Origin of the sequence: Bacillus sp. HMA207, assembly GCF_003402455.1 — a bacterium.
Classification (GTDB): domain Bacteria; phylum Bacillota; class Bacilli; order Bacillales; family Bacillaceae_G; genus Bacillus_A; species Bacillus_A cereus.
This window is the reverse complement of the sequence record NZ_BEZT01000001.1, coordinates 3,306,762-3,327,821: the sequence shown is the minus strand read 5'-3', so window position 1 is coordinate 3,327,821 and position 21,060 is coordinate 3,306,762. Positions and strand designations below refer to the sequence as shown.

The following is a 21,060-nucleotide window of genomic DNA, read 5'->3' as shown; positions in this document are numbered from 1 at the left end:
ATTTAAAATGGAAATCATTTATGAAGAATTTAAGGAGGCATTATCTAAAATAAAAGTGCTAAGAGAAAACGCTAATATAATAGAAGAAACTGTTCAAAGAAGTGTAAGAGAAATCATTAGACATGTAAGGGAAGGGAAAGATGAGGCTTTATCTTTCTATACAAAAAAGTTTGATGGTGTAGAGATGAAAGATTTTCGTGTAAGTGAAGAAGAAATACAGCAAGCGAGTATGTTTGTAGAGAATTCATTTTTAGAAGCTTTAAAAGAGGCGAAGAAAAACGTTGTTTCGTATCACGAAAAGCAAAAGAAGCACTCAATATTCGATTGTGAAAGTAAAGGGATAATTAGAGGGCAACTCATTCGGCCGTTAGAAAATGTAGGTGTATATGTACCGGGTGGGACAGCCTCATATCCTTCTTCAGTATTAATGAATGTATTGCCGGCGAAACTCGCAGGTGTGAAAAAGATTGTAATGGTAACACCGCCGAGGAAAGGAGGAATTGATCCGCATATATTAGCTGCTGCAGATCTTGCGGGAGTAGATGAAATTTATACGATAGGTGGCGCACAAGCAATTGCTGCTTTAGCATACGGGACGGAATCGATTCCGAAAGTGGATAAAATAGTTGGACCGGGAAATTTGTACGTCGCTCTAGCGAAACGAGAAGTATACGGAATAGTAAATATCGATATGATTGCTGGTCCATCAGAAATTGTAGTTGTCGCGGATGAAACAGGTAATGCAAAATATATCGCAGCGGATTTATTATCGCAAGCAGAGCATGATGAGAGAGCAACGGCGATTTGTATTGCAACGAATATAGAACTAGCTAAAGAAGTAGAAAAAGAGGTAGAAAGACAGTTAGAAACGTTACCAAGAAGTGAAATTGCACGTGAATCAATAAATAGAAATGGAGCCATCTTTATCGTTCCTTCTTTAGAGGAGGCGCTAAAGTTATCAAATGAAATTGCTCCAGAACATTTAGAGTTACATATAAAAGAACCGATGAATGCTCTAGATTATGTGAAACATGCAGGTTCTATTTTCCTTGGGTCATATGCACCTGAACCGCTCGGGGATTATTTAGCGGGACCGAATCATGTATTACCAACGAGCGGAACGGCAAGATTTTTTTCTCCGTTATCAGTCGATGATTTCGTGAAAAAATCAAGTTTTATTTCTTATACGGAGGAAGCATTAAAAAATGTACAGCATCATATTGTAGAGCTTGCAAATAAAGAAGGGTTACATGCACATGCGAGAGCAATCCAAATAAGGTTTGAGGAGGAACAATAATGCGTCAGTCCAGTCAAGTACGTGAGACGACAGAAACAAAAATTAAATTAAGTTTGCAGCTTGATGAAAGTACAAATGTATCTATTCAAACGAGGGTTGGTTTTTTCGATCATATGCTTACTTTATTTGCTAGACATGGAAGATTTGGATTGCAAGTTGAAGCAGAAGGTGATGTATTTGTCGATGCACATCACACCGTTGAAGATGTTGGAATTGTACTCGGAAATTGCTTGAAAGAAGCATTGCAAAACAAAGAGGGAATTAATCGTTACGGTTCTGCGTATGTACCGATGGATGAATCTTTAGGATTTGTCGCAATTGATATAAGTGGACGCTCATATTGTGTATTTCAAGGGGAATTAACAAATCCGAAGCTTGGGGATTTTGATACAGAATTGACGGAAGAATTTTTTAGAGCAGTTGCACATGCTGCCAATATTACATTACATGCGCGCGTTCTATACGGAAGTAATACGCATCACAAAATTGAAGCATTATTTAAAGCTTTTGGTAGAGCGCTTAGAGAAGCGGTCGAAAAAAATGCCAACATTACTGGTGTAAATTCAACGAAAGGGATGTTGTAATTGATTGCCATTATAGATTATGGAATGGGGAATATTCGCAGTGTAGAGCAAGCATTAAAATATATTGGCGCAGAGTACATTGTAACGAGTAATAAAAAAGAGATATTGAGAAGCGATGGCGTGATTTTACCGGGAGTAGGTGCATTTCCGAAAGCGATGGACGTATTAGAAGAAAGAGATTTAGTGTGTGTACTAAAAGAGGTTTGTGATATAGGAAAACCACTCCTCGGTATATGTTTGGGCATGCAGCTTTTATTTGAACGAAGTGAGGAACTAAAAGATTGTAGCGGGTTAGGTTTACTACCAGGGGAAATTCGTAAGTTAAAAGTTTCGTATAAAATTCCTCATATGGGATGGAATGAATTAAGGAAGGAAAGAGAATTTCCGCTTTGGAATGGATTAGTGGATGGTTCTTTCGTGTATTATGTTCACTCATATTACGCGGATTGTCCAGATGAAATTGTATGCGGAGTAAGTGATTATGGAATGCAAGTACCAGGGTTTGTAGCGAAAGGAAATGTATTTGGTGCACAGTTTCATCCAGAAAAAAGTGGTGAAATTGGCATGCAAATATTAAAAAATTTTCAAGGGGTGGTAGAAGCATGGAAATCTTCCCAGCTATCGATTTAAAAGAAGGACGATGCGTTAGACTTTATCAAGGAGAGTTTAGTAAAGAAACGGTGATGAATGAAGATCCGGTAGCGCAGGCAATCATATTTGAAAAGCTTGGAGCGGAAATACTACACATTGTTGATTTAGACGGTGCAATTGCTGGCGAGTCGTTAAATTTGCCCGTCATTGAAAAAATCTGCAAGGCGGTACGTATTCCTGTGCAAGTGGGAGGAGGAATTCGTTCACTTGTAGCGGTGGAGAAGTTATTGTCAGTAGGTGTAGAAAAAGTGATTTTAGGAACAGCAGCTCTTTATGATAAGTCATTTTTAGAGGAAGCAGTTCGTCTATATAAAGAGAAAATCATTGTTGGAATTGATGCGAAAAATGGTTTCGTAGCAACGAGAGGTTGGCTTGATCTGTCTGAAATTTCTTATATTAGTTTAGCGAAACAAATGGAAAGTTTAGGTGTTCAAACGATTGTGTTTACAGACATTTCGAAAGACGGGACGCTTGCAGGGCCAAATTTTGAACAATTGGCGTTACTTCAAAAAAGTGTGGGCATTCGTCTCATTGCCTCTGGAGGAGTGGCATCTATTCAAGATGTGAAAAAGTTAAATGATATGAATATATATGGTGTCATAATTGGAAAGGCGCTTTACGAGAAAACGATTGATTTAGAAGAAGTGTTACAGGTAACGAAGTTATGTTAGCGAAACGAATTATTCCATGTCTAGATGTGAAAGAAGGGCGAGTCGTAAAGGGTGTAAATTTTATAGGATTACAAGATGTCGGTGATCCGGTTGAAATAGCTGAAGCATATAACGTGGCAGGGGCAGATGAAATCGTATTTTTAGATATTACAGCGACTCATGAAGGAAGAAAAACGATTATAGATGTTGTAGAAAAAACAGCAGCTAAAGTATTTATTCCTCTTACGGTTGGCGGGGGGATTTCAAGTGTGAAAGATATGTACAATTTACTAAGAGCTGGAGCAGACAAAGTTTCAATAAACTCAGCGGCAGTGCGAAACCCGAAGCTAATAGAAGAGGGCGCAGAACACTTTGGATCACAGTGTATTGTCGTGGCAATTGACGCTAGAAAAGTAGCAGAAGATAAATGGAACGTATACGTCAACGGCGGAAGAGTTGACACAGGAATGGATGCCATAGAATGGGCGAATCGTGTTGTTAAACTTGGGGCAGGTGAAATTTTGTTAACGAGTATGGATGCAGATGGAACGAAAAGCGGATATGACCTTCGTTTAACAGAAGAAATTTCAAAAAGTGTTTCTATTCCAGTCATCGCATCAGGGGGCTGTGGTCATACGGATCATATTATAGAAGTTTTTCAAAAGACAACAGTTGATGCAGCGTTAGCGGCATCCATCTTTCATTATGGGGAGGCGACAGTGCATAGTGTAAAGCGAAAATTAAGAGATGCAAATATTGAGGTGCGGTTATGAAACCTAATTTTTCAAAAGGATTAATACCGGCAATTGTCATCGAAGAAGGTACGAAAGACGTTTTAATGCTAGCTTATATGAATGAAGAAGCATATGAAAAAACGTTAGAGACGAAAAGAACATGGTTTTATTCTCGTTCGAGGCAGTCGTTATGGAATAAGGGGGAAACATCAGGGAATGTTCAATATGTGCAATCTTTATATTTAGATTGTGATCAAGATTCAATTGTTGTGAATGTGAAACAAGTAGGACCTGCTTGTCATACGGGAGAGAAGACATGTTTTCACTATCAAATTATATAGGGGGATACATATGGAAAATGCCTTTAAGTTGCTGTATAAAACAATTGAAGAACGAAAGGGAAGCCCACTTCCTGAATCGTATACAAATTATTTATTTTCAAAAGGAGAAGATAAAATTTTAAAGAAGATTGGTGAAGAGTGTGCTGAAGTAATTATCGCATGTAAAAATAATGATAAAGAAGAAGTAGTGAAAGAAATGGTTGATGTATTTTATCACTGTTTCGTTTTATTAGCTGAAAAAAATATTGCATTGGAAGATGTCATGCGAGAGGTGAAAGAACGAAATGGAAAGCTTTCGAGAGTTGGGGATAGAAGGGAAATAGATACATTATAAGGGGGAATGTATATGAAAGTAGATTATCATCTTCACTTAGAAGAAGGACCGTATTCAATAGGATGGCTTGCTAAAATAAATGAAGCGTTGGAATGTTATGAACCGCTTCAAGAAAGACATTCTATTGATTGGCTTATGAAAACACAAGAGCGTTTGCAAAAGCGTGTGAAGGAAGGGCCATTTACAACAGAATGGATAGATCTATATTTAGAAGAAGCTGTACGAAAAGGAATAAAAGAAGTGGGAATTGTTGATCATCTATATCGTTTTCATGAAGCAAAAGGATATTATGAAAAATATGTAGATATTAGTGATTCTAAGCTCGGTCGTATACAGAAAGAATGGTTGGATCAAGTAAGGGTAGTTTCACTGTATGATTTTACAAAGGCAATTGAAGAGGCGAAAGAACGATGGGGGAAAAGAGGTGTCACACTTAAACTTGGAATTGAAGCGGATTATTTTATTGGTTGTGAAGGAGAGTTAAAAGAATTATTAGCGCTAGGAGACTTTGATTATGTAATTGGTTCCGTTCATTTTCTAAATGGCTGGGGATTTGATAATCCAGATACGAAAGAATATTTTGAGGTGCATGACCTACGCGCATTATATGATATGTTTTTTAAAACAGTTGAGAGTGCGATTCGTACCGAGTTATTTGATATTATCGCTCATCTTGATAATATAAAGGTATTTAATTATCGATTGGATGAGAATGAACAGCTTTCTTATTATGAGGAAATTGCCTGTGCGTTAGTAGAAACGAATACGGCAACAGAAATAAATGCAGGATTATACTATCGTTATCCTGTTCGTGAAATGTGCCCAAGTCCACTATATTTACAAGTATTAGCTAAGTATGGTGTTCCAATTACGATTTCTTCGGATGCCCATTACCCAAATGATTTAGGGAATTATGTACAAGAAAATGTACAAACATTACGAGCTCACGGTGTTACTCAGGTTGCAACATTTACGAAGCGAGCAAGAGTAATGAGGTCGCTTGAAGAAGAAGTAACAAATTCAAAATGAAACGCAATTTTTTGATGAAAACGGTCCTTTTTGTTCAAAATAAGAAAGAATGAAAAGGAGGGTAAGAAATGGCGAAACAACAAAATAAACAAAATGTACAAGGTGCACAGCAACAAGCTTATACTTCTGAAACGAATGCTGCATCTCAATCGGTTATTGAGGAGCAAATTAGCGATACGGTTGCAGAAGGAACTATTGATGTGAAGCTCGGAAAAGAATCGCAGGAAAAAGCGTAAGAAAAGGGGAGAGTTGCATCTCCTCTTTTTTCATGGAAAAGTGTCGATTTTCAAAACTATAATCAAATTCCTTGGTTTTTATATGTGGATTTCTTACAATGAAATATAAGAGATGTCTTATTTTCTATAGAAGAGGTGTTAGTAGTGGCAAAAATATTAGTAGCGGGAAAAATTCCGGAAATTGGATTAGAACTATTAAAAGATCATAATGTAGAAATGTACAATAAAGAGGAGTTAATTTCTATAGATGAATTAACAGAGCGTGTAAAAGATAAAGATGCATTGTTAAGTTTACTTTCGACAAAGGTGCCAAAAGAAGTTATTGATGCAGCGCCTCATTTAAAGATTGTTGCAAACTATGGTGCTGGTTACGACAATATTGATTACACGTATGCGGGCGAAAAAGGAATTGCAGTTACGAATACACCGAAAGTATCAACGGAAGCGACTGCAGAATTAACATTTGCACTTCTTTTAGCAGCGGCGCGTAGAATTCCTGAAGGGGATACGTTATGTCGTACGACTGGATTTAACGGATGGGCACCGTTATTTTTCTTAGGACGAGAAGTTCATGGTAAGACAATCGGAATTATAGGTCTTGGAGAAATTGGGAAGGCTGTTGCAAAACGTGCGAAAGCATTTGGAATGGATGTTTTATATACAGGGCCAAATCGTAAGCTTGAAGCTGAAAGTGAACTGGGAGCAACGTATGTGACGTTGGAAGAATTATTACAAACAGCAGACTTTATTACAATTAACTGTGCTTATAATCCAAAATTACATCATATGATTGATGAAGAGCAGTTTAAAATGATGAAGAAAACAGCGTATATTGTAAATGCTTCACGTGGACCAATTATGAATGAAGCAGCACTTGCTCATGCATTAAAAACAAATGAAATTGAAGGAGCAGCTCTTGACGTGTTTGAATTTGAACCGAAAATTACAGAAGAGCTAAAAGAATTAAAGAATGTAGTACTTGCTCCACATGTAGGGAATGCAACATTTGAAACTCGTGATGCGATGGCTGAAATGGCTGTCAGAAATATTTTAGCTGTATTAAACGGCGAAGAGCCAGTAACACCTGTAAATCAAAAGGTATTAGTTACAAAATAAAAAGAAACCTTCCGGACTTGGAAGGTTTTCTTATTTTTCTTTATTCGCTTTTTTAGACGGTCTTTGTCTAATGAATTGAGATAACATGTACAAAATATATAGTGGAATGGCAATGAATAAGAAAACAGAAAAATTTCCAAATCCTGTTTGATACATTGTAATAATGATTCCAACTAAAAATAGTGTAATAATGATGCTATATCGTGGAATTGGTACATCTTTTAAACTTGGGATACGAATGCGGCTCACCATTAAAAATGCGAACGTTACAAATACGGTAATAAGAACGATTTTTGGAATGGTATGTGAAAATAATGTTAAGAAAGCAACAAGCCCTCCCGCTGCTGTAATCGGTACTCCAGTGAAATATTTCATTGAAGTAGAAGATGGTGTTACATTAAATCGTGCTAAACGATATGCTCCGAAAAGAGGGAATAATCCCGCTATGTATAATCCGATGATTCCGTAGTTTGAGAAAGATGTGTAATACATTAAAACAGCTGGTGCTGCACCAAATGTTACGACATCTGCAAGCGAGTCGAGCTCTTTTCCCATTTGTGAATCAACACGTAATAAACGAGCAACACGACCATCAAGACTATCTAACATCATCCCGATAAGTACTAAAATAGCAGCTGATTTATAATATCCTAAAGATGCATAGCCGATTGATAAAAATCCGCTATATAAATTTCCGAGCGTAAATAAGTTTGGAATAGCTGCTCTATACAAAATCTGATCCCTTGCTTTCTGTAATAAATTCTTAATTAGTGTATGAAAGTTTACTTATTTTATCATACCATAAATTTATTCCTCATACGAAAGAAATTACCAATTTGTGAAAGATTTCATAGAAGGATGGTTTGAAAATTAAGTGAAAATAAAAAGAGGAAGCAACTTGTATAAAGTTGCTTCCTTTACTATTCAAATTTCGTTGTCATCGTTCCAGTTTTATATCGATTATTAGGATCGAAGCGTAATAAATCTCCATAAATTAATTTGTCGGAGAATTTTAATTCTGTTTTTGCTTTTTCAATATACGGCTGACATAGCGTCATGTCAGCTTCTTCACCCGTACTTCTTTTGTAGCACATATTTTTTGTATAAACATACTCTTCAGAAACAAAGCTACCATCACGCATTACCATAAGCGGGTCTTTCTCTTTAATAAATAAGTCAGTTCCAAATTCAACGGATTTATTTGTTTTAATACCAAGTAAATGAAGGAGCGTTGGCTTAATATCAATTTGACCGGATACTTTAGAAACAACTTTTCCTTCTTGGCCAGGCACATGAATAATAAGAGGAACTCGTTGTAATTGCATAGAATCGAATGGTGTAATAGTATCTTTTCCTAGGAACTGTGCCATAGCTGTGTTATGGTTTTCGGAAATACCGTAATGATCACCATAAATGACAATAACGGAATTATCATATAATCCTTCTTCTTTTAATTGTTGAATAAATAATTTAAGAGCTTCATCTGTGTAACGAACAGTTGGGAAGTAGCGGTTTACAACACCACTTTCCGAGTTGAATTCATCAACATATTGATCTTCCGGATTTAGAAGAAACGGAAAATGATTTGTTAATGTAATAAATTTTGTATAGAACGGTTGCGGTAAAGATTTTAACTTTGGAATAGATTGTTCAAAGAACTCTTTATCTTTTAATCCCCAACCGACAGACATTTGCTCCGTTCCTGCGTAATCATTTAAATTAAAATAACGATCATATCCAAGCGCAGGATACATTACATCCCGATTCCAAAACGTTTTATCGTTTGAATGGAAGACGGCAGAAGAATATCCGTATTTCTTTAATTGTTCTGGTGTCGCTGTGTATTCATTTGTTGCATGAGTAAAGAATACAGAACCACGATCTAGCGGATAAAGTGAGTTTTCAACGATAAATTCAGCATCAGAAGTTTTGCCTTGTCCAGTTTGATGATAGAAGTTATCGAAATAGAAACTATCCTTAATAAATTCATTTAAAAATGGTGTAATTTCTTTTCCATTTATTTTTTTATTAATAACAAAGTTTTGTGTAGATTCCATTGAAATTAAAATTACATTTTTACCTTTTGCAGCTCCAAATAAGTTTTTATCAACTTGTTTGTCTTTTGAGTCTGTATAGTTTTTAATTTCAGAAAACCCATCCCCACTTGCAAATACACGCTCAGCTGAAGACTTGGATTGAAGCGTAATATCAAATAGATGGTATGTGTATAAACCTAAATTCTTCACGACAGTTTGACGGTCAAATGAGCGCGAGAACATTTGTGGTTTATAAATAACTGATACAACAATTTGTAGTGCTAATAAAGCTGTTACACCGCTAAAGAAAGTTCGCTTCTCTGAGCGGGAAAGTGGTGTTTTGTCACCAAATGATGGGAATTTACGTGAAATAAACATTAAAATAATTGCATCTGCAAATAAAAGTAATGTTTTGTACGTAAAGAGTTCTTTTATACTTGTCCCTAAATCAGCCATATTGTTTGTTTGGAATAAAACCGGGAAAGTAACGAAATCGTTATAGAACCCATAAAACATTGCGTTTCCAAATAAAATAAATGACAGTATAAAACTGATTCCAATTATAATTCGGTTTCGGTGCTTAGATGCAAGTAAAGCTAAGCCGAAAAATAAAAGTAACGCAGCTAGTGGATTGATAAAAAGCATGAATTCTTCAAAGAAATTATCAATTTTAATATCAAATGCTAGCTTGTACACAATATATGTTTTAATCCATAGTAAAACGACTGCAACGAGTGCAAATCGCAGTTTTGGAAACAGATGTTGTAGCATAATATACTCCTCTCCTAAAAAGCATGACAGTTCTTGTGAGTCAGTTTGCTTAACGACTCATTTTATATATACGAACAGTCCTTTGTTATTATGATTATTATACTATGAGTATCATTATACGAAAATAAAAGAAGGTTGTGGGCTTTTTTATAATAATCGAGTAGAAAAAGAGTGGTGGGAGACAATAAAACAGAATTTCTATGTATGATAATTATCGTACGCAGAAAGAATCGCGTGATTATACGGAGGTTATAATGCGAAAATTATTATATTTTATAGCATGCAGTAGTGTTATACTTTTTACTTCACCGAGTGTGTCGGTAGCCCAATATGATGCACCTCTTATGGAAGATGCACTTTATTCTGTTTTATTTCCAAAAATAAATAAAGCAATTGAAAAACAATATGGAAGTTTGAAACCTTATCAATGTCCTAAAATTATTAGTTTAAAAAAAGTGTATAGCGGTACATATTTATTTCAAGCAAGTATTGAAGTGACAAAGTATGAACGTGTTGCTGGGAAAATTGCTCCACCATTTGAGAAGGTAACGATTACATTTAATAACGAAGAAGGCGAATGGGAAGTGACAAAGATTTCAGTAAAGCGCTTACCAAATGATACGAAACTAAACTGTAAAAAAACAATATAAAAAATTGTTTGACAAATAAAATGGTCCTTTGGTATTGTTAATAGCAACAATTAGATGTTTGAAAATTAAATAGACTTACCTCATCTACTCTCAAAGGTAGAGGCCGCGATAGGAAAGAGTAAGCTATGGGAGATTTAATGGAATCTGTGATCATAGGTTGAAAGGGACTATTGCCGAAATATAAGAATAACCATCTTATTCATATATTGGGACTGCATTGAATAAATGTAGTACTGTCATAAGATTTATTTTATGGAGAGCTATTTGGAGATGTTGATGCGGTTTCTTATTTTGAGGAGATAACAACTCGTTTATTTTTTCAATATATATTTTTCCTAATAAGAAACGCGTGTGAACATTGTTCCGCGCGTTTTTTGTCTATCTAAAAGCGTGCTGCAATGAATAGAAGATTGGGGTTATGAGTTTTAGAGGAAATAAGGGAGGAATTTAAATGTATTTACACGGCACAAGCCGAATTAATGGGCAAGGACACTTAGAAATTGGAGGGTGCGATACGACGCAGCTAGCAAAGCAATACGGAACACCACTTTATGTATACGATGAAGAGTCTATTCGAGGAAAATGCCGAGCATTTCATCGTGCTTTTAAAGAAAGTGGTTTCTCTTATCAAGTAGCATATGCAAGCAAGGCGTTCTTGTGCATGGAGATGTGCCGAGTAGCTCGTGAAGAGAGTATGTCATTAGACGTTGTTTCTGGGGGAGAATTATATACTGCGCTCCAAGCAGGATTTCCGGCATCACGTATTCATTTTCATGGAAATAATAAAACAGAAGAAGAAATAGTGATGGCTCTTCAGGCGAATATCGGTTGTTTTGTCGTAGATAATTTCTTTGAATTAGAAGTTTTACACGATTTAGCGATGCAACATGGGAAATTTGTGAACATATTAATTCGTGTAACGCCTGGAGTAGAGGCGCACACACATGAATATATTACAACAGGTCAAGATGATTCGAAATTTGGATTTGGTGTTTCAAACGGTCAAGCGATGCAGGCAATTGGATTTGCTTTACAAAAATCAAATTATAATGTGCTAGGGATCCATTCACATATTGGGTCGCAAATATTTGAAACAGCTGGTTTTGTTCGAGCAATTGAAGTTCTTCGCCAATTTTTAGAAGAAGTGAGAGAGCAAACAAACTATGTAGTAAAAGTGTTAAATGTAGGCGGGGGATTTGGAATACGTTACACAGAGTCAGATACACCATTAACTCTTGAGACATATGTGCGAGCTGTAACAAGTGCAGTGAGAGAACAATTTACTGTATGTGAATATCCATTGCCAGAAATATGGATTGAGCCAGGCCGTAGCATTGTAGGTGATGCTGGGACAACAATTTATACAGTTGGATCTGTGAAAGATATTCCTGGTATTCGGAAATATGTATCAGTCGATGGTGGAATGACAGATAATTTAAGACCTGCTTTATATAATGCGCGTTATGAAGCGATGTTAGCGAATCGAGCGAATGATGAGAATGAGGAACTCGTTTCGATTGCCGGGAAATGCTGTGAGAGTGGAGACATGTTGATTTGGGATATTCATTTACCGAAAGTCGCTGCTTCTGATTTACTAGCAGTTTCCTGTACAGGAGCATACGGGTACTCGATGGCGAATAATTACAATCGGATTCGAAGACCAGCCGTTGTCTTTGCAAAAGGCGGAACATCGCAAGTAGTTGTGGAACGCGAAACATATGAAAATATTATTGGGAACGATCGCATACGTATTAAAGAGCTTGTCTAAATAGGAAAAGGAGTTGTTCGAATGGGCAATTCCTTTTTTATAAAATAAAATAATTAAAATATATCGGAAAACTAGGATTGAAAAAAATCAGAATTGTGATAAAATACAAATACAAAGCTTATCAAGAGAAGCGGAGGGAACTGGCCCGAAGAAGCTCGGCAACCTGCTTATAGAAAGCAAGGTGCTAAATCCAGCAAAATGGGATCCATTTTGAAAGATAAGGTAAAATATATTACCGAACAGTCTTTTCGAAATGGGAAAGATTTTTTTTATGAATAAAAAGGGGGGGCTGTTCGCGTGAGTGTACGGGAACATTTTGATGAAGTATCCGAGAAGATTGAAGCGATGCTTGCTGATATGAAATATGGTTCAATTACAATTGTTGTGCAAGATGGAAAAGTAATTCAGTTAGAGAAAAGTGAAAAAGTACGTTTAAAGTGAAAAGCGCTGACTAGAAAAACTAGAGGCGGTTTTAACCTATTTTCATTAGGTTAAAACCGTCTTTTTGCTTTTACAGGGGGAAAAAACATGTTGACGTATGAAACGTGGGAAGAAAATGTTGTTTCGTTTTCGGAAGAAGATGAAACAAAAGGTGCGTTATCAGTATTAAATTGGGCTTATAAAGAATATAAAGATGAGGTTGTCTACGCATGTAGCTTTGGGGTGGAAGGTATGGTATTGCTGCACATTATAAACCAAGTAAATCCATCTGCTAAAGTTGTATTTTTGGATACAAATGTTCATTTTCAAGAAACGTATGAATTAATTCGAAAAGTGCGGGAACGATTTCCTTCATTGAATATTATAGAAAAACAGCCAGAACTTACACTTGATGAACAGGCGAAGTTGCATGGTGAAAAACTGTGGGAGAGCAATCCGAATCTTTGTTGTAAGATTAGAAAAATTTTACCTTTAGAAAAATCATTAGTCGTGGAAAAAGCATGGATATCGGGCTTAAGAAGGGAACAATCAGAAACACGTAAGCATACAAAGTTTATAAATCAAGATCATCGTTTTCAATCTATTAAAGTTTGTCCACTCATTCATTGGACGTGGAAAGAAGTTTGGCGATATGTATACAAACATAGCTTGCCGTATAACCCGTTGCATGATGTTGGCTATCCAAGTATTGGGTGTGAGAAATGTACGTTACCTGTAGGGGATGGTGGCGATTCAAGAGATGGTAGATGGGCTGGAAAAGTGAAAACTGAATGTGGTCTTCATTACCAATAAGATGAATCTTGAAATAAAGCTAAGAGAGGATATAGAAAAATGAGCATAGTAAACGAATTAGTAAACCGTATAGATGAGACATATGATGTATCACAAATTGAAAAAGAAATTAAATTAGACAATATTGCGTTAAGTGATTTAGAACTATTGGCGACAGGTGGATATAGCCCCCTTACTGGTTTTTTAGGGAAGGAAGATTATGATTCTGTTGTAGAAACGCTTCGTTTAGCAAATGGTAGTGTGTGGAGTATACCGATTACATTACCGGTAACAGAAAAAGTCGCAGAAAGCCTGAAGGCTGGAGAGGAAGTAAAGCTTGTCAACAATGGAAATATATACGGTGTCATTCAAATAGAAGATATTTTTGTACCAGATAAAGAAAAAGAAGCGTTACTTGTATATAAAACAACGGATGAGGCTCATCCAGGAGTGAAAAAATTATATGAACGACCAAATGTTTACGTTGGAGGAACTATTATTCTAACAAAACGCTTTGAAAATAATCAATTTCCTTCTTATCATTTAGACCCAATTGAAACGAGGGAAGCATTTAAAAAACGTGGGTGGAAAACAGTGGTCGGATTTCAAACGAGAAACCCGGTACATCGTGCCCATGAGTATATTCAAAAATCTGCTCTTGAAATTGTAGATGGTCTCTTTTTAAATCCGCTCGTTGGAGAAACGAAATCGGATGATATTCCTGCTGATGTAAGAATGGAAAGCTATGAAGTACTTCTTCAAAACTATTATCCGAAAAATCGTGTCTTTTTAAGTGTATTTCCTGCTGCCATGCGTTACGCAGGACCAAGGGAAGCGATATTTCATGCGTTAGTAAGAAAGAATTTTGGATGTACCCACTTTATAGTAGGGCGTGATCATGCTGGAGTAGGAGATTATTACGGAACGTATGAAGCGCAAGAAATCTTCACAAATTTTACGATAGAAGAGTTAGGAATTACACCACTATTCTTTGAGCATAGTTTTTACTGCACGAAATGTGGAGCGATGGCTTCAACGAAAACATGTCCGCACGGAAAAGAAGATCATGTTATTTTATCGGGTACGAAAGTAAGAGAATTATTAAGAAACGGTGAGATTCCGCCAAGTACATTTAGTCGTAAAGAAGTAGTGGAAGTACTAATTAAAGGCTTGAAAAAAGAAGTAGTAACAGAATAGGGAGAGAACGAGATGGATACGAATATTACTTGGCATACAGCTTCGGTTTCAAAAGATGAGAGAAGAGTGAAGAATGGACATCATAGTTTTGTAATTTGGTTTACTGGTTTATCAGCTTCGGGTAAATCTACAGTAGCGAATGCGGTCGCTCGTAAACTGTTTGAAAAGAATATTGGAAATTATGTGCTGGATGGGGATAACATTCGCCACGGTTTAAATAAAGACTTAGGATTTTCTGAAAGTGATCGCATGGAAAATATAAGACGTATTGGCGAAGTGGCAAAGTTATTTGTAGACCAAGGAGCAGTTGTCCTTACAGCATTTATTTCACCATTTCGAGTAGACCGCAAACAAGTAAGAGATTTATTAGCGGCAGATGAATTTATTGAAATTTTTGTGAAGTGTCCGATTGAAGAGTGTGAGAAACGTGATCCGAAAGGACTTTATAAAAAGGCAAGAAAAGGTGATATTAAGGATTTCACAGGTATTGATTCGCCTTATGAAGAGCCAGAGCAGGCGGAATTAATTGTAGAAACGCACAAATATTCTATTGAAGAATGTGCAGAACAAATCGTGAAGTACTTACAAGAGCGTAGTTTTATATAGGGGGATAAACAATGAGTTATGAAAAAGTATGGGCTAACAATGAAAAATTAAATCAGACCGAGAAAAATAAATTAGAAAAAGATGGCTTAGAAATTTTTAATGATATTCCTTACTATGCGGAAAATGGTTTCGAATCTATTCCGAAAGAAGAGTGGGATGCCTTTAAATGGGCAGGCTTGTATTTACAAAGACCGAAAGAAGCTGGTTATTTTATGATGCGGGTAAATATTCCGTCAGGGATTATTACAAATGCACAGGCAGAAGTACTTGCTTCTATCGCTGAAGATTATGGACGTAATGTAATAGATATTACGACGAGACAGGCGATTCAGTTTCACTGGTTAGAAATTCAGCAAATTCCAGATATTTTTAAAAGATTAGCAAGAGTTGGGTTATCTTCAGCGGGGGCTTGTGGTGATATAACGCGGAATATTACAGGTAATCCGCTTGCTGGTATTGATGCAAATGAACTATTCGATACAACGCATATTGTAAAAGAAGTATATGATTACTTCCAACATAATGAAGAGTTTTCTAACTTGCCACGTAAATTTAAAATGTCTATTAGTTCTAATATTTATAATTCAGCAAACGCAGAAATTAACTGTGTTGCATTTACGCCTGCAACGAAAGAAATAGATGGTGAGAAAAAAGTTGGTTTTCATATAAAAGTAGGTGGAGGATTATCAGCTCGACCGTATTTAGCTGATGAATTAGATGTATTCGTTTTACCAGAAGAAGTGAAGGCGGTGGCGATTGCGATTGCTACTATATTCCGTGATTTTGGATATCGTGAAAAACGTCATTTAGCTCGGTTGAAATTTCTTGTTGCGGACTGGGGAGCAGAGAAATTTAAAGAGAAACTAATAGAGTATACAGGGCCTTTACAAAGTAAAGGGGAAAGTGCACTCAAAGGATGGAATGCAGGCTATTTTTATGGTGTTCAAGACCAAAAACAAAAGGGATTAAAATATGTAGGTTTTAATGTACCGGTAGGTCGTTTACATGCAGAAGAAATGTTTGAGATTGCAAGAATCGCAAAGCAATATGGAAATGGACAAATTCGTACATGTAACTCGCAAAACTTCATTATTCCGAACGTTCATCCAGAAAATGTAAAAGGATTACTTAGTGAACCGCTGTTTGAAGCGATATCTGCTAGCCCGAAATCATTTATTGGTCATGCGGTTTCATGTACCGGTATTGAATATTGTAATCTTGCACTAGTAGAAACGAAAGAAAGATTACGAAAAATTGCAGAATACTTAGATACACAAATTGCACTCGATGTTCCAGTTCGAATTCATATGGTAGGCTGCCCGAATTCATGTGGTCAACGTCAAATTGCTGACATTGGGTTACAAGGGGTGAAAATGAAAACGAAGGAAAAAGGTATTGTTGAAGCGTTTGAAATATACGTAGGTGGAACATTGTTAGATGGCGGTGCCTACAATCAAAAGTTAAAAGGAAAAATAGATGGCGAGGATCTACCTGATGTACTCGCATCATTTATAAGTTATTTCAAAGAGAATAAATTACCAGCCGAAACATTTTATGATTTTGTAGGTCGTGTTGGTGTAGATACATTACAAATAGCGTTAAATAACGTGCTAGAAGAAGTAATAGCGTCTTAGGAGGGACGATATGGATTTATATCGATTTGAAGCTGTGTTAGTAAATAGTATTGTTCCGATTGTTGTTGTTGCTCAAAGTGAAGAACAGGCATTTAAGCTTGCGGAGATTGAGCTTGAAAAGCATTTTTTACCGTTGCCAGAGGTAAAAGAGATTTCTTTGTTTGAAAAAAAGAAGATTCGAAAAGGTGGGGCATTTGTTATCCATGAGTAGAGATCAGTAATACGAAAAAATAAAAACTTCCATTCTTATATACGAATGGAAGTTTCATTTTAATAGAAGAAATGAGGAGAGATGATGGGAAAGGTTTATATTGTTGGAGCGGGTCCTGGCGATCCAGATTTAATTACTGTTAAAGGGTTGAAATGTATTGAGAAGGCAGATGTTATTTTATACGACCGACTTGTGAATAAAGAGCTGCTTTCATACGCAAAGCCTGACGCGGATTTAATTTATTGCGGAAAACTCCCGAATTATCACACGATGAAGCAAGAGACAATTAACACGTTTCTTATTAAGTATGCGAAAAAAGGAAAAGTTGTAACGAGGCTTAAGGGCGGCGATCCATTTGTGTTTGGTAGAGGGGGAGAAGAAGCTGAAGCATTAGCAAAGCAAGGTGTACCATTTGAAATCATTCCTGGTATTTCAGCTGGAATAGCTGCTCCTGCTTATGCGGGCATTCCAGTGACGCACCGTGATGCAAGTGCAAGTTTTGCTATTGTGACTGGGCATAGGAAAGAAGGTGCTGAAGAAGAAGTGAAATGGGAAAGTTTAGCGAAAGGTGTAGAGACTTTAGCGGTATATATGGGGGTTAGTAATTTGCCCTACATATGTGAGCAACTTATGAAGCATGGAAAAGATAAAAGTACGCTAGCTGCTATTATTGAGCAGGGGACGACGTCTATGCAACGCACAGTTGTTGGAACGTTAGGGACAATTGTAGATGTTGCGAAAAAAGAGCAAATTCAAAATCCGAGTATGATTGTAATTGGAGAGGTTGTCCGTTTTAGAGAAAAAATTCATTGGTTTGAGAAGCAGACAGAAAATGCTTATCAAGTAAGTGGAGTGTTGTAAAATGAAAGCCGTCTTATATATATGTCATGGAAGTCGTTTGAAGACAGCGAAAGAAGAGGCGATTCAATTTATTACATCATGCATGAGCCGTATAGAAGCGACTATTCAAGAAGTTTGTTTTTTAGAGTTAGCGAATCCTTCTATTGAAGATGGTTTTCGTACATGTGTGAAGCGTGGGGCCACTGAGATTATTGCTATCCCTGTTTTTTTATTAGCGGCAGGTCATGTAAAAAAAGATATCCCTTTTGAATTGGAAAAGTTAACTAATCAATTTTCGGATGTTAAAGTGACCTATGGTAATCCGTTTGGTGTATCAGAAACACTTGTTAAATCGGTGTATAGCGGAAGTGGCATCGAACAGGAAGATAAAAATGAAGTGACGTTACTTCTTGTTGCAAGAGGGAGCAGTGATCCTGAAGTATTAAGAGATATAAACTGGATTGCTTCTTTATTTCAAACAAAAGAGAAGGTTAAAAAAGTAGAAGTTTGTTATTTAGCGGCTGCAGAGCCAAAATTTGAGGAGAAGTTAAAGGAAGTTGTAGAACGAAAAGAAAAGAACATCGTTGTACTGCCTTACTTGTTATTTACAGGTTTACTTATGAAACATATTGAGAAAGAAGTGCGCCAATATGAAGTGGAAGAGATAAAAATCAGTCCATATTTAGGGAAGAATGAAGCGTTTCAAGATATGTTAATTCAGAAAACGACGGAGTTATTGAAAGGAGATCAGTATGTATCCACTTACAGTGCGAGTTAATGAGAAACGCGTTGTTGTTATTGGCGGGGGAAAAGTTGCAGGATTTAAAATTATTCCTTTACTCAAACAGGGTGCGGATATAGTTGTGATAAGTCCAGAATTAGATGCGAATTTAGTAAAACTTGTGGAAGAAAAGAAAATTCGTTGGTATCAAAGAGAATATGAAAAAAGTGATATTAAAAGTGCTTTTTTAGTTGTTGCAGCGAGTAGTGATTCAATATTAAATGAACAAGTTGCTGAAGATGCCGCTGAGAATCAATTAGTAAATATTATTACAAATCCGGAAAGTGGTAATGTTCATTTTCCGGCAGCGATTCATCGTGGTTTACTTAATATAGCAGTTTCTACTGGGGGAGCGAGCCCGAAGCTCGCAAAAAAAATTCGAGATGATATTGCAAATAAATATGATGAGACATATGAATCGTATTTAGATTTTTTATATGAAGTAAGGTTGAAGTTAAAAGATTTACAGTTAGAAAAGAGGGAACGAAATATATTGCTCCAAGAAGTGTTGAAATCAGTATATGTGCAAAATGAGGGGAAAAGAGAAAGTTTTTTACGTGAGTTAGAGGAAAAGGTTTTAAAATAATAAAAGATAAAGTGCGCTTTACAAATATAAAAATATAATTTATAATCACAAGTAACTTCAATAGATGAAATCGATGAGCAAGAAGAGTACGTATATTTGATGCGTTCAGAGAGCTGGGGTTAGGTGGGAGCCCGGTACGATAAAATATACAGAATGGGCTTGCGAGAGGTATGTTGAACATTGTAGTAGGCAACCCGGGTTCCGCCGTTAAAAGGATAGAGTATCGGAATTATTCCTGTACTTGAACAAGTGGGATTTATCAATCCAATTGAGGTGGTACCACGGTATTTACATTACATATATCGTCCTCTACATGCATATTTGCGTGTAGGGGACTTTTTTATTTTCTAAAGGAGGTGTGCGAGTATGAAATGAAAGTGTATAATTAACAAAAGTTTAAATATTCAGAAAAGGAGAAATTATGATGAAAGAAACACAGCAATGGACGTCGAAAATAGGCTTTGTACTCGCAGCAGCCGGAGCCGCAGTAGGTCTTGGTGCGATATGGAAATTTCCATATGTTGCAGGTAATGGCGGGGGAGGCGCATTCTTCCTTGTATTTTTACTATTAACTTTATTTATAGGTATGCCTCTTTTAATAGCGGAGTTTGTTATTGGACGTAGCACGCAAAAAGAGGCCGTTACAGCTTATAAAGTACTAGTGCCAAATAGCAAAGTATATCCTTGGATTGGTCGTATGGGAGTTGTTACTTGTTTTAGTGTACTATCTTTTTATAGTGTTGTAGGTGGATGGATTTTACTTTATTTATATTATAGTGTGACAGGAAGTTTCTGGAATGGAGCAGCTGATTATGGGCAATTGTTCGGTGAAACGATTTCAAATCCGTTAAGTGCGATTGGAGCACAATTTATCTTTATGCTTTGTACAATTTTTGTCGTAAGTAAAGGTGTAGAGAAAGGTATAGAAAAGGCAAGTAAGTACATGATGCCGCTATTATTTATTTTATTTATTGCGATTATTGTTCGTGCGTTAACACTCGATGGTGCTTTTGCTGGAGTAGAGTTCTTCTTAAAGCCAGATTTTTCAAAGCTTACAGCAGATACGATTTTATACGCGATGGGACAATCTTTCTTCTCACTAACAGTAGGTGCCTCAGTAATGGTCACGTATAGTTCGTATTTAAAGAAAGAGGAACATTTAGCGAAATCAGCAACATCTATTGTAAGTTTAACTGTTTTTGTTACAGTACTTGCAGGATTAGCAATTTTCCCAGCGATTTTCGCATTAGGAGTAAAACCAACTGAAGGACCAGGATTACTGTTTATCGTCCTTCCAGCAGTATTTGCAAAAATACCATTTGGTCAATTTTTCTTTATTATGTTTTTAATTTTATTCTTCTTTGCGACTTTAACATCAGCAATTTCAATGCTTGAAATTGTAGTAGCATCTGTTGCGAAAGGTAATGAGAAGAAGCGTCCGTCAGCATCATTATTAATTGGTATTCTTATTTTTGCAGTCGGTATTCCATCAGCGTTATCATTTGGGATTATGAGTGACGTGAAAATATTTGGGAAAACGTTCTTTGATTTAGTCGACTTTTCGGTAAGTAACGTATTGCTACCGTTAGGAGTACTAGCTATTTCATTATTTGTACCAAATAAAATGAGTAAAGAATTGTTGATGAAAGAATTAGAAGTGACGGAAACGAAAGGGAAAACGTTATTTAACATTTGGTTCTTCTTACTTCGTTATGTTATTCCGGTAACTGTAATAATTGTATTTTTAAATGCGATAGGTGTATTTAAAATGTTTGCATAAAAAAAAGGCGGGGATC

Annotated in this window: 24 protein-coding genes, 2 riboswitches and 1 other annotated feature; of the genes, 22 read left to right on the top strand and 2 right to left on the bottom strand. The window is 36.3% G+C overall.

The window, feature by feature from the left end:
* The first annotated feature begins 7 nt into the window (after positions 1-7).
* The 10 genes from hisD to HMAS_RS17115 all read left to right on the top strand — a co-directional run bounded on the left by hisD (position 8) and on the right by HMAS_RS17115 (position 6,972).
* Entirely contained in the window at positions 8-1,297 is a 1,290-nt protein-coding gene (gene hisD / locus HMAS_RS17160; RefSeq protein ID WP_116344934.1) for a histidinol dehydrogenase, read from the top strand.
* The gene (gene hisB, locus HMAS_RS17155) at positions 1,297-1,881 is read left to right on the top strand and encodes an imidazoleglycerol-phosphate dehydratase HisB (RefSeq protein WP_001249960.1); all 585 of its coding nucleotides are present in this window, start codon (positions 1,297-1,299) and stop codon (positions 1,879-1,881) included. The genes hisD and hisB overlap by 1 nt, the downstream gene beginning before the upstream one ends.
* On the top strand, positions 1,882-2,511 hold the full coding sequence (gene hisH / locus HMAS_RS17150; protein ID WP_000560361.1) for an imidazole glycerol phosphate synthase subunit HisH: 630 nt from the start codon (positions 1,882-1,884) through the stop codon (positions 2,509-2,511).
* Positions 2,484-3,203, top strand: a complete 720-nt coding sequence (gene hisA / locus HMAS_RS17145; RefSeq protein WP_000402296.1) for a 1-(5-phosphoribosyl)-5-[(5-phosphoribosylamino)methylideneamino]imidazole-4-carboxamide isomerase — start codon at positions 2,484-2,486, stop codon at positions 3,201-3,203. Before hisH ends, hisA begins: the two co-directional genes overlap by 28 nt.
* Positions 3,197-3,955: an imidazole glycerol phosphate synthase subunit HisF gene (hisF, locus tag HMAS_RS17140; RefSeq protein ID WP_000880112.1), complete on the top strand. Its 759-nt coding sequence runs from the start codon at positions 3,197-3,199 to the stop codon at positions 3,953-3,955. The genes hisA and hisF overlap by 7 nt, the downstream gene beginning before the upstream one ends.
* Complete coding sequence (gene hisI / locus HMAS_RS17135; protein WP_000803955.1) at positions 3,952-4,257, top strand: phosphoribosyl-AMP cyclohydrolase; 306 nt, start codon at positions 3,952-3,954, stop codon at positions 4,255-4,257. Before hisF ends, hisI begins: the two co-directional genes overlap by 4 nt.
* Positions 4,258-4,267: 10 nt before the next feature.
* On the top strand, positions 4,268-4,591 hold the full coding sequence (gene hisE / locus HMAS_RS17130) for a phosphoribosyl-ATP diphosphatase (RefSeq protein WP_000426358.1): 324 nt from the start codon (positions 4,268-4,270) through the stop codon (positions 4,589-4,591).
* A gap of 12 nt (positions 4,592-4,603) precedes the next feature.
* Positions 4,604-5,620 (top strand): histidinol phosphate phosphatase domain-containing protein, encoded by a 1,017-nt coding sequence (locus HMAS_RS17125; protein WP_000861838.1) that lies wholly within the window; start codon positions 4,604-4,606, stop codon positions 5,618-5,620.
* A 68-nt stretch (positions 5,621-5,688) separates the two neighbouring features.
* The gene (locus HMAS_RS17120; protein WP_001118878.1) at positions 5,689-5,856 is read left to right on the top strand and encodes a YozQ family protein; all 168 of its coding nucleotides are present in this window, start codon (positions 5,689-5,691) and stop codon (positions 5,854-5,856) included.
* A gap of 144 nt (positions 5,857-6,000) precedes the next feature.
* Complete coding sequence (locus HMAS_RS17115) at positions 6,001-6,972, top strand: NAD(P)-dependent oxidoreductase (protein ID WP_001062858.1); 972 nt, start codon at positions 6,001-6,003, stop codon at positions 6,970-6,972.
* A 30-nt stretch (positions 6,973-7,002) separates the two neighbouring features.
* On the opposite strand, the gene pssA is transcribed toward HMAS_RS17115, so the two are convergent.
* Both pssA and HMAS_RS17105 read right to left on the bottom strand, forming a co-directional pair.
* Entirely contained in the window at positions 7,003-7,704 is a 702-nt protein-coding gene (gene pssA, locus HMAS_RS17110; RefSeq protein WP_000285417.1) for a CDP-diacylglycerol--serine O-phosphatidyltransferase, read from the bottom strand.
* Positions 7,705-7,892: 188 nt separating this feature from the next.
* Positions 7,893-9,779, bottom strand: a complete 1,887-nt coding sequence (locus HMAS_RS17105; RefSeq protein WP_000939079.1) for an LTA synthase family protein — start codon at positions 9,777-9,779, stop codon at positions 7,893-7,895.
* Positions 9,780-10,033: 254 nt separating this feature from the next.
* Between HMAS_RS17105 and HMAS_RS17100 the strand changes: the two genes are divergently transcribed.
* The 12 genes from HMAS_RS17100 to HMAS_RS17045 all read left to right on the top strand — a co-directional run bounded on the left by HMAS_RS17100 (position 10,034) and on the right by HMAS_RS17045 (position 21,044).
* Positions 10,034-10,429, top strand: a complete 396-nt coding sequence (locus HMAS_RS17100; RefSeq protein ID WP_001228823.1) for a DUF3888 domain-containing protein — start codon at positions 10,034-10,036, stop codon at positions 10,427-10,429.
* Between the two features lie 89 nt (positions 10,430-10,518).
* Positions 10,519-10,700, top strand: a riboswitch (Lysine riboswitch).
* Between the two features lie 180 nt (positions 10,701-10,880).
* Positions 10,881-12,197 carry a diaminopimelate decarboxylase gene (lysA, locus tag HMAS_RS17095; protein WP_000280675.1) on the top strand — a complete coding sequence of 439 codons (1,317 nt, stop codon included), beginning with the start codon at positions 10,881-10,883 and terminating at the stop codon, positions 12,195-12,197.
* 115 nt (positions 12,198-12,312) lie between these two features.
* Positions 12,313-12,421: riboswitch (SAM riboswitch) on the top strand.
* Between the two features lie 73 nt (positions 12,422-12,494).
* A complete protein-coding gene (locus HMAS_RS17090; RefSeq protein WP_000116158.1) occupies positions 12,495-12,638 on the top strand; it encodes a YezD family protein in 144 nt (47 codons plus the stop codon).
* An 87-nt stretch (positions 12,639-12,725) separates the two neighbouring features.
* Complete coding sequence (locus tag HMAS_RS17085) at positions 12,726-13,430, top strand: phosphoadenylyl-sulfate reductase (RefSeq protein WP_000959022.1); 705 nt, start codon at positions 12,726-12,728, stop codon at positions 13,428-13,430.
* 39 nt (positions 13,431-13,469) lie between these two features.
* Entirely contained in the window at positions 13,470-14,606 is a 1,137-nt protein-coding gene (sat, locus tag HMAS_RS17080; protein WP_098272522.1) for a sulfate adenylyltransferase, read from the top strand.
* Between the two features lie 12 nt (positions 14,607-14,618).
* Entirely contained in the window at positions 14,619-15,212 is a 594-nt protein-coding gene (cysC, locus tag HMAS_RS17075) for an adenylyl-sulfate kinase (RefSeq protein ID WP_000380499.1), read from the top strand.
* A gap of 11 nt (positions 15,213-15,223) precedes the next feature.
* On the top strand, positions 15,224-16,846 hold the full coding sequence (locus HMAS_RS17070) for a nitrite/sulfite reductase (protein WP_025709336.1): 1,623 nt from the start codon (positions 15,224-15,226) through the stop codon (positions 16,844-16,846).
* A gap of 10 nt (positions 16,847-16,856) precedes the next feature.
* Positions 16,857-17,057 carry a DUF3906 family protein gene (locus tag HMAS_RS17065; protein ID WP_000366914.1) on the top strand — a complete coding sequence of 67 codons (201 nt, stop codon included), beginning with the start codon at positions 16,857-16,859 and terminating at the stop codon, positions 17,055-17,057.
* Between the two features lie 84 nt (positions 17,058-17,141).
* Positions 17,142-17,918: a uroporphyrinogen-III C-methyltransferase gene (gene cobA, locus HMAS_RS17060; RefSeq protein WP_000521261.1), complete on the top strand. Its 777-nt coding sequence runs from the start codon at positions 17,142-17,144 to the stop codon at positions 17,916-17,918.
* A 1-nt stretch (position 17,919) separates the two neighbouring features.
* Positions 17,920-18,675, top strand: coding sequence for a sirohydrochlorin chelatase (locus HMAS_RS17055; RefSeq protein WP_000648887.1), 756 nt, complete (start codon positions 17,920-17,922; stop codon positions 18,673-18,675).
* Entirely contained in the window at positions 18,650-19,264 is a 615-nt protein-coding gene (locus tag HMAS_RS17050) for an NAD(P)-binding protein (protein WP_000283353.1), read from the top strand. The genes HMAS_RS17055 and HMAS_RS17050 overlap by 26 nt, the downstream gene beginning before the upstream one ends.
* 64 nt (positions 19,265-19,328) lie before the next feature.
* Positions 19,329-19,577 (top strand) — a binding site (T-box leader).
* Positions 19,578-19,688: 111 nt separating this feature from the next.
* On the top strand, positions 19,689-21,044 hold the full coding sequence (locus HMAS_RS17045) for a sodium-dependent transporter (RefSeq protein WP_000665440.1): 1,356 nt from the start codon (positions 19,689-19,691) through the stop codon (positions 21,042-21,044).
* The last annotated feature ends 16 nt before the right edge of the window (positions 21,045-21,060 follow it).

Excerpts from the sequence above, each read along its gene's own strand:
- cysC (WP_000380499.1), top strand. The coding sequence starts at position 14,619 with ATGGATACGAATATTACTTGGCATACAGCTTCGGTTTCAAAAGATGAG.
- HMAS_RS17055 (WP_000648887.1), top strand. The coding sequence starts at position 17,920 with ATGAAAGCCGTCTTATATATATGTCATGGAAGTCGTTTGAAGACAGCG.
- hisF (WP_000880112.1), top strand. The coding sequence starts at position 3,197 with ATGTTAGCGAAACGAATTATTCCATGTCTAGATGTGAAAGAAGGGCGA.
- lysA (WP_000280675.1), top strand. The coding sequence starts at position 10,881 with ATGTATTTACACGGCACAAGCCGAATTAATGGGCAAGGACACTTAGAA.
- HMAS_RS17065 (WP_000366914.1), top strand. The coding sequence starts at position 16,857 with ATGGATTTATATCGATTTGAAGCTGTGTTAGTAAATAGTATTGTTCCG.
- HMAS_RS17100 (WP_001228823.1), top strand. The coding sequence starts at position 10,034 with ATGCGAAAATTATTATATTTTATAGCATGCAGTAGTGTTATACTTTTT.
- HMAS_RS17105 (WP_000939079.1), bottom strand. The coding sequence starts at position 9,779 with ATGCTACAACATCTGTTTCCAAAACTGCGATTTGCACTCGTTGCAGTC.
- HMAS_RS17045 (WP_000665440.1), top strand. The coding sequence starts at position 19,689 with ATGAAAGAAACACAGCAATGGACGTCGAAAATAGGCTTTGTACTCGCA.
- HMAS_RS17085 (WP_000959022.1), top strand. The coding sequence starts at position 12,726 with ATGTTGACGTATGAAACGTGGGAAGAAAATGTTGTTTCGTTTTCGGAA.
- hisB (WP_001249960.1), top strand. The coding sequence starts at position 1,297 with ATGCGTCAGTCCAGTCAAGTACGTGAGACGACAGAAACAAAAATTAAA.
- hisA (WP_000402296.1), top strand. The coding sequence starts at position 2,484 with ATGGAAATCTTCCCAGCTATCGATTTAAAAGAAGGACGATGCGTTAGA.
- HMAS_RS17070 (WP_025709336.1), top strand. The coding sequence starts at position 15,224 with ATGAGTTATGAAAAAGTATGGGCTAACAATGAAAAATTAAATCAGACC.
- cobA (WP_000521261.1), top strand. The coding sequence starts at position 17,142 with ATGGGAAAGGTTTATATTGTTGGAGCGGGTCCTGGCGATCCAGATTTA.
- hisD (WP_116344934.1), top strand. The coding sequence starts at position 8 with ATGGAAATCATTTATGAAGAATTTAAGGAGGCATTATCTAAAATAAAA.
- sat (WP_098272522.1), top strand. The coding sequence starts at position 13,470 with ATGAGCATAGTAAACGAATTAGTAAACCGTATAGATGAGACATATGAT.
- HMAS_RS17120 (WP_001118878.1), top strand. The coding sequence starts at position 5,689 with ATGGCGAAACAACAAAATAAACAAAATGTACAAGGTGCACAGCAACAA.
- hisE (WP_000426358.1), top strand. The coding sequence starts at position 4,268 with ATGGAAAATGCCTTTAAGTTGCTGTATAAAACAATTGAAGAACGAAAG.
- HMAS_RS17050 (WP_000283353.1), top strand. The coding sequence starts at position 18,650 with ATGTATCCACTTACAGTGCGAGTTAATGAGAAACGCGTTGTTGTTATT.
- hisI (WP_000803955.1), top strand. The coding sequence starts at position 3,952 with ATGAAACCTAATTTTTCAAAAGGATTAATACCGGCAATTGTCATCGAA.
- HMAS_RS17125 (WP_000861838.1), top strand. The coding sequence starts at position 4,604 with ATGAAAGTAGATTATCATCTTCACTTAGAAGAAGGACCGTATTCAATA.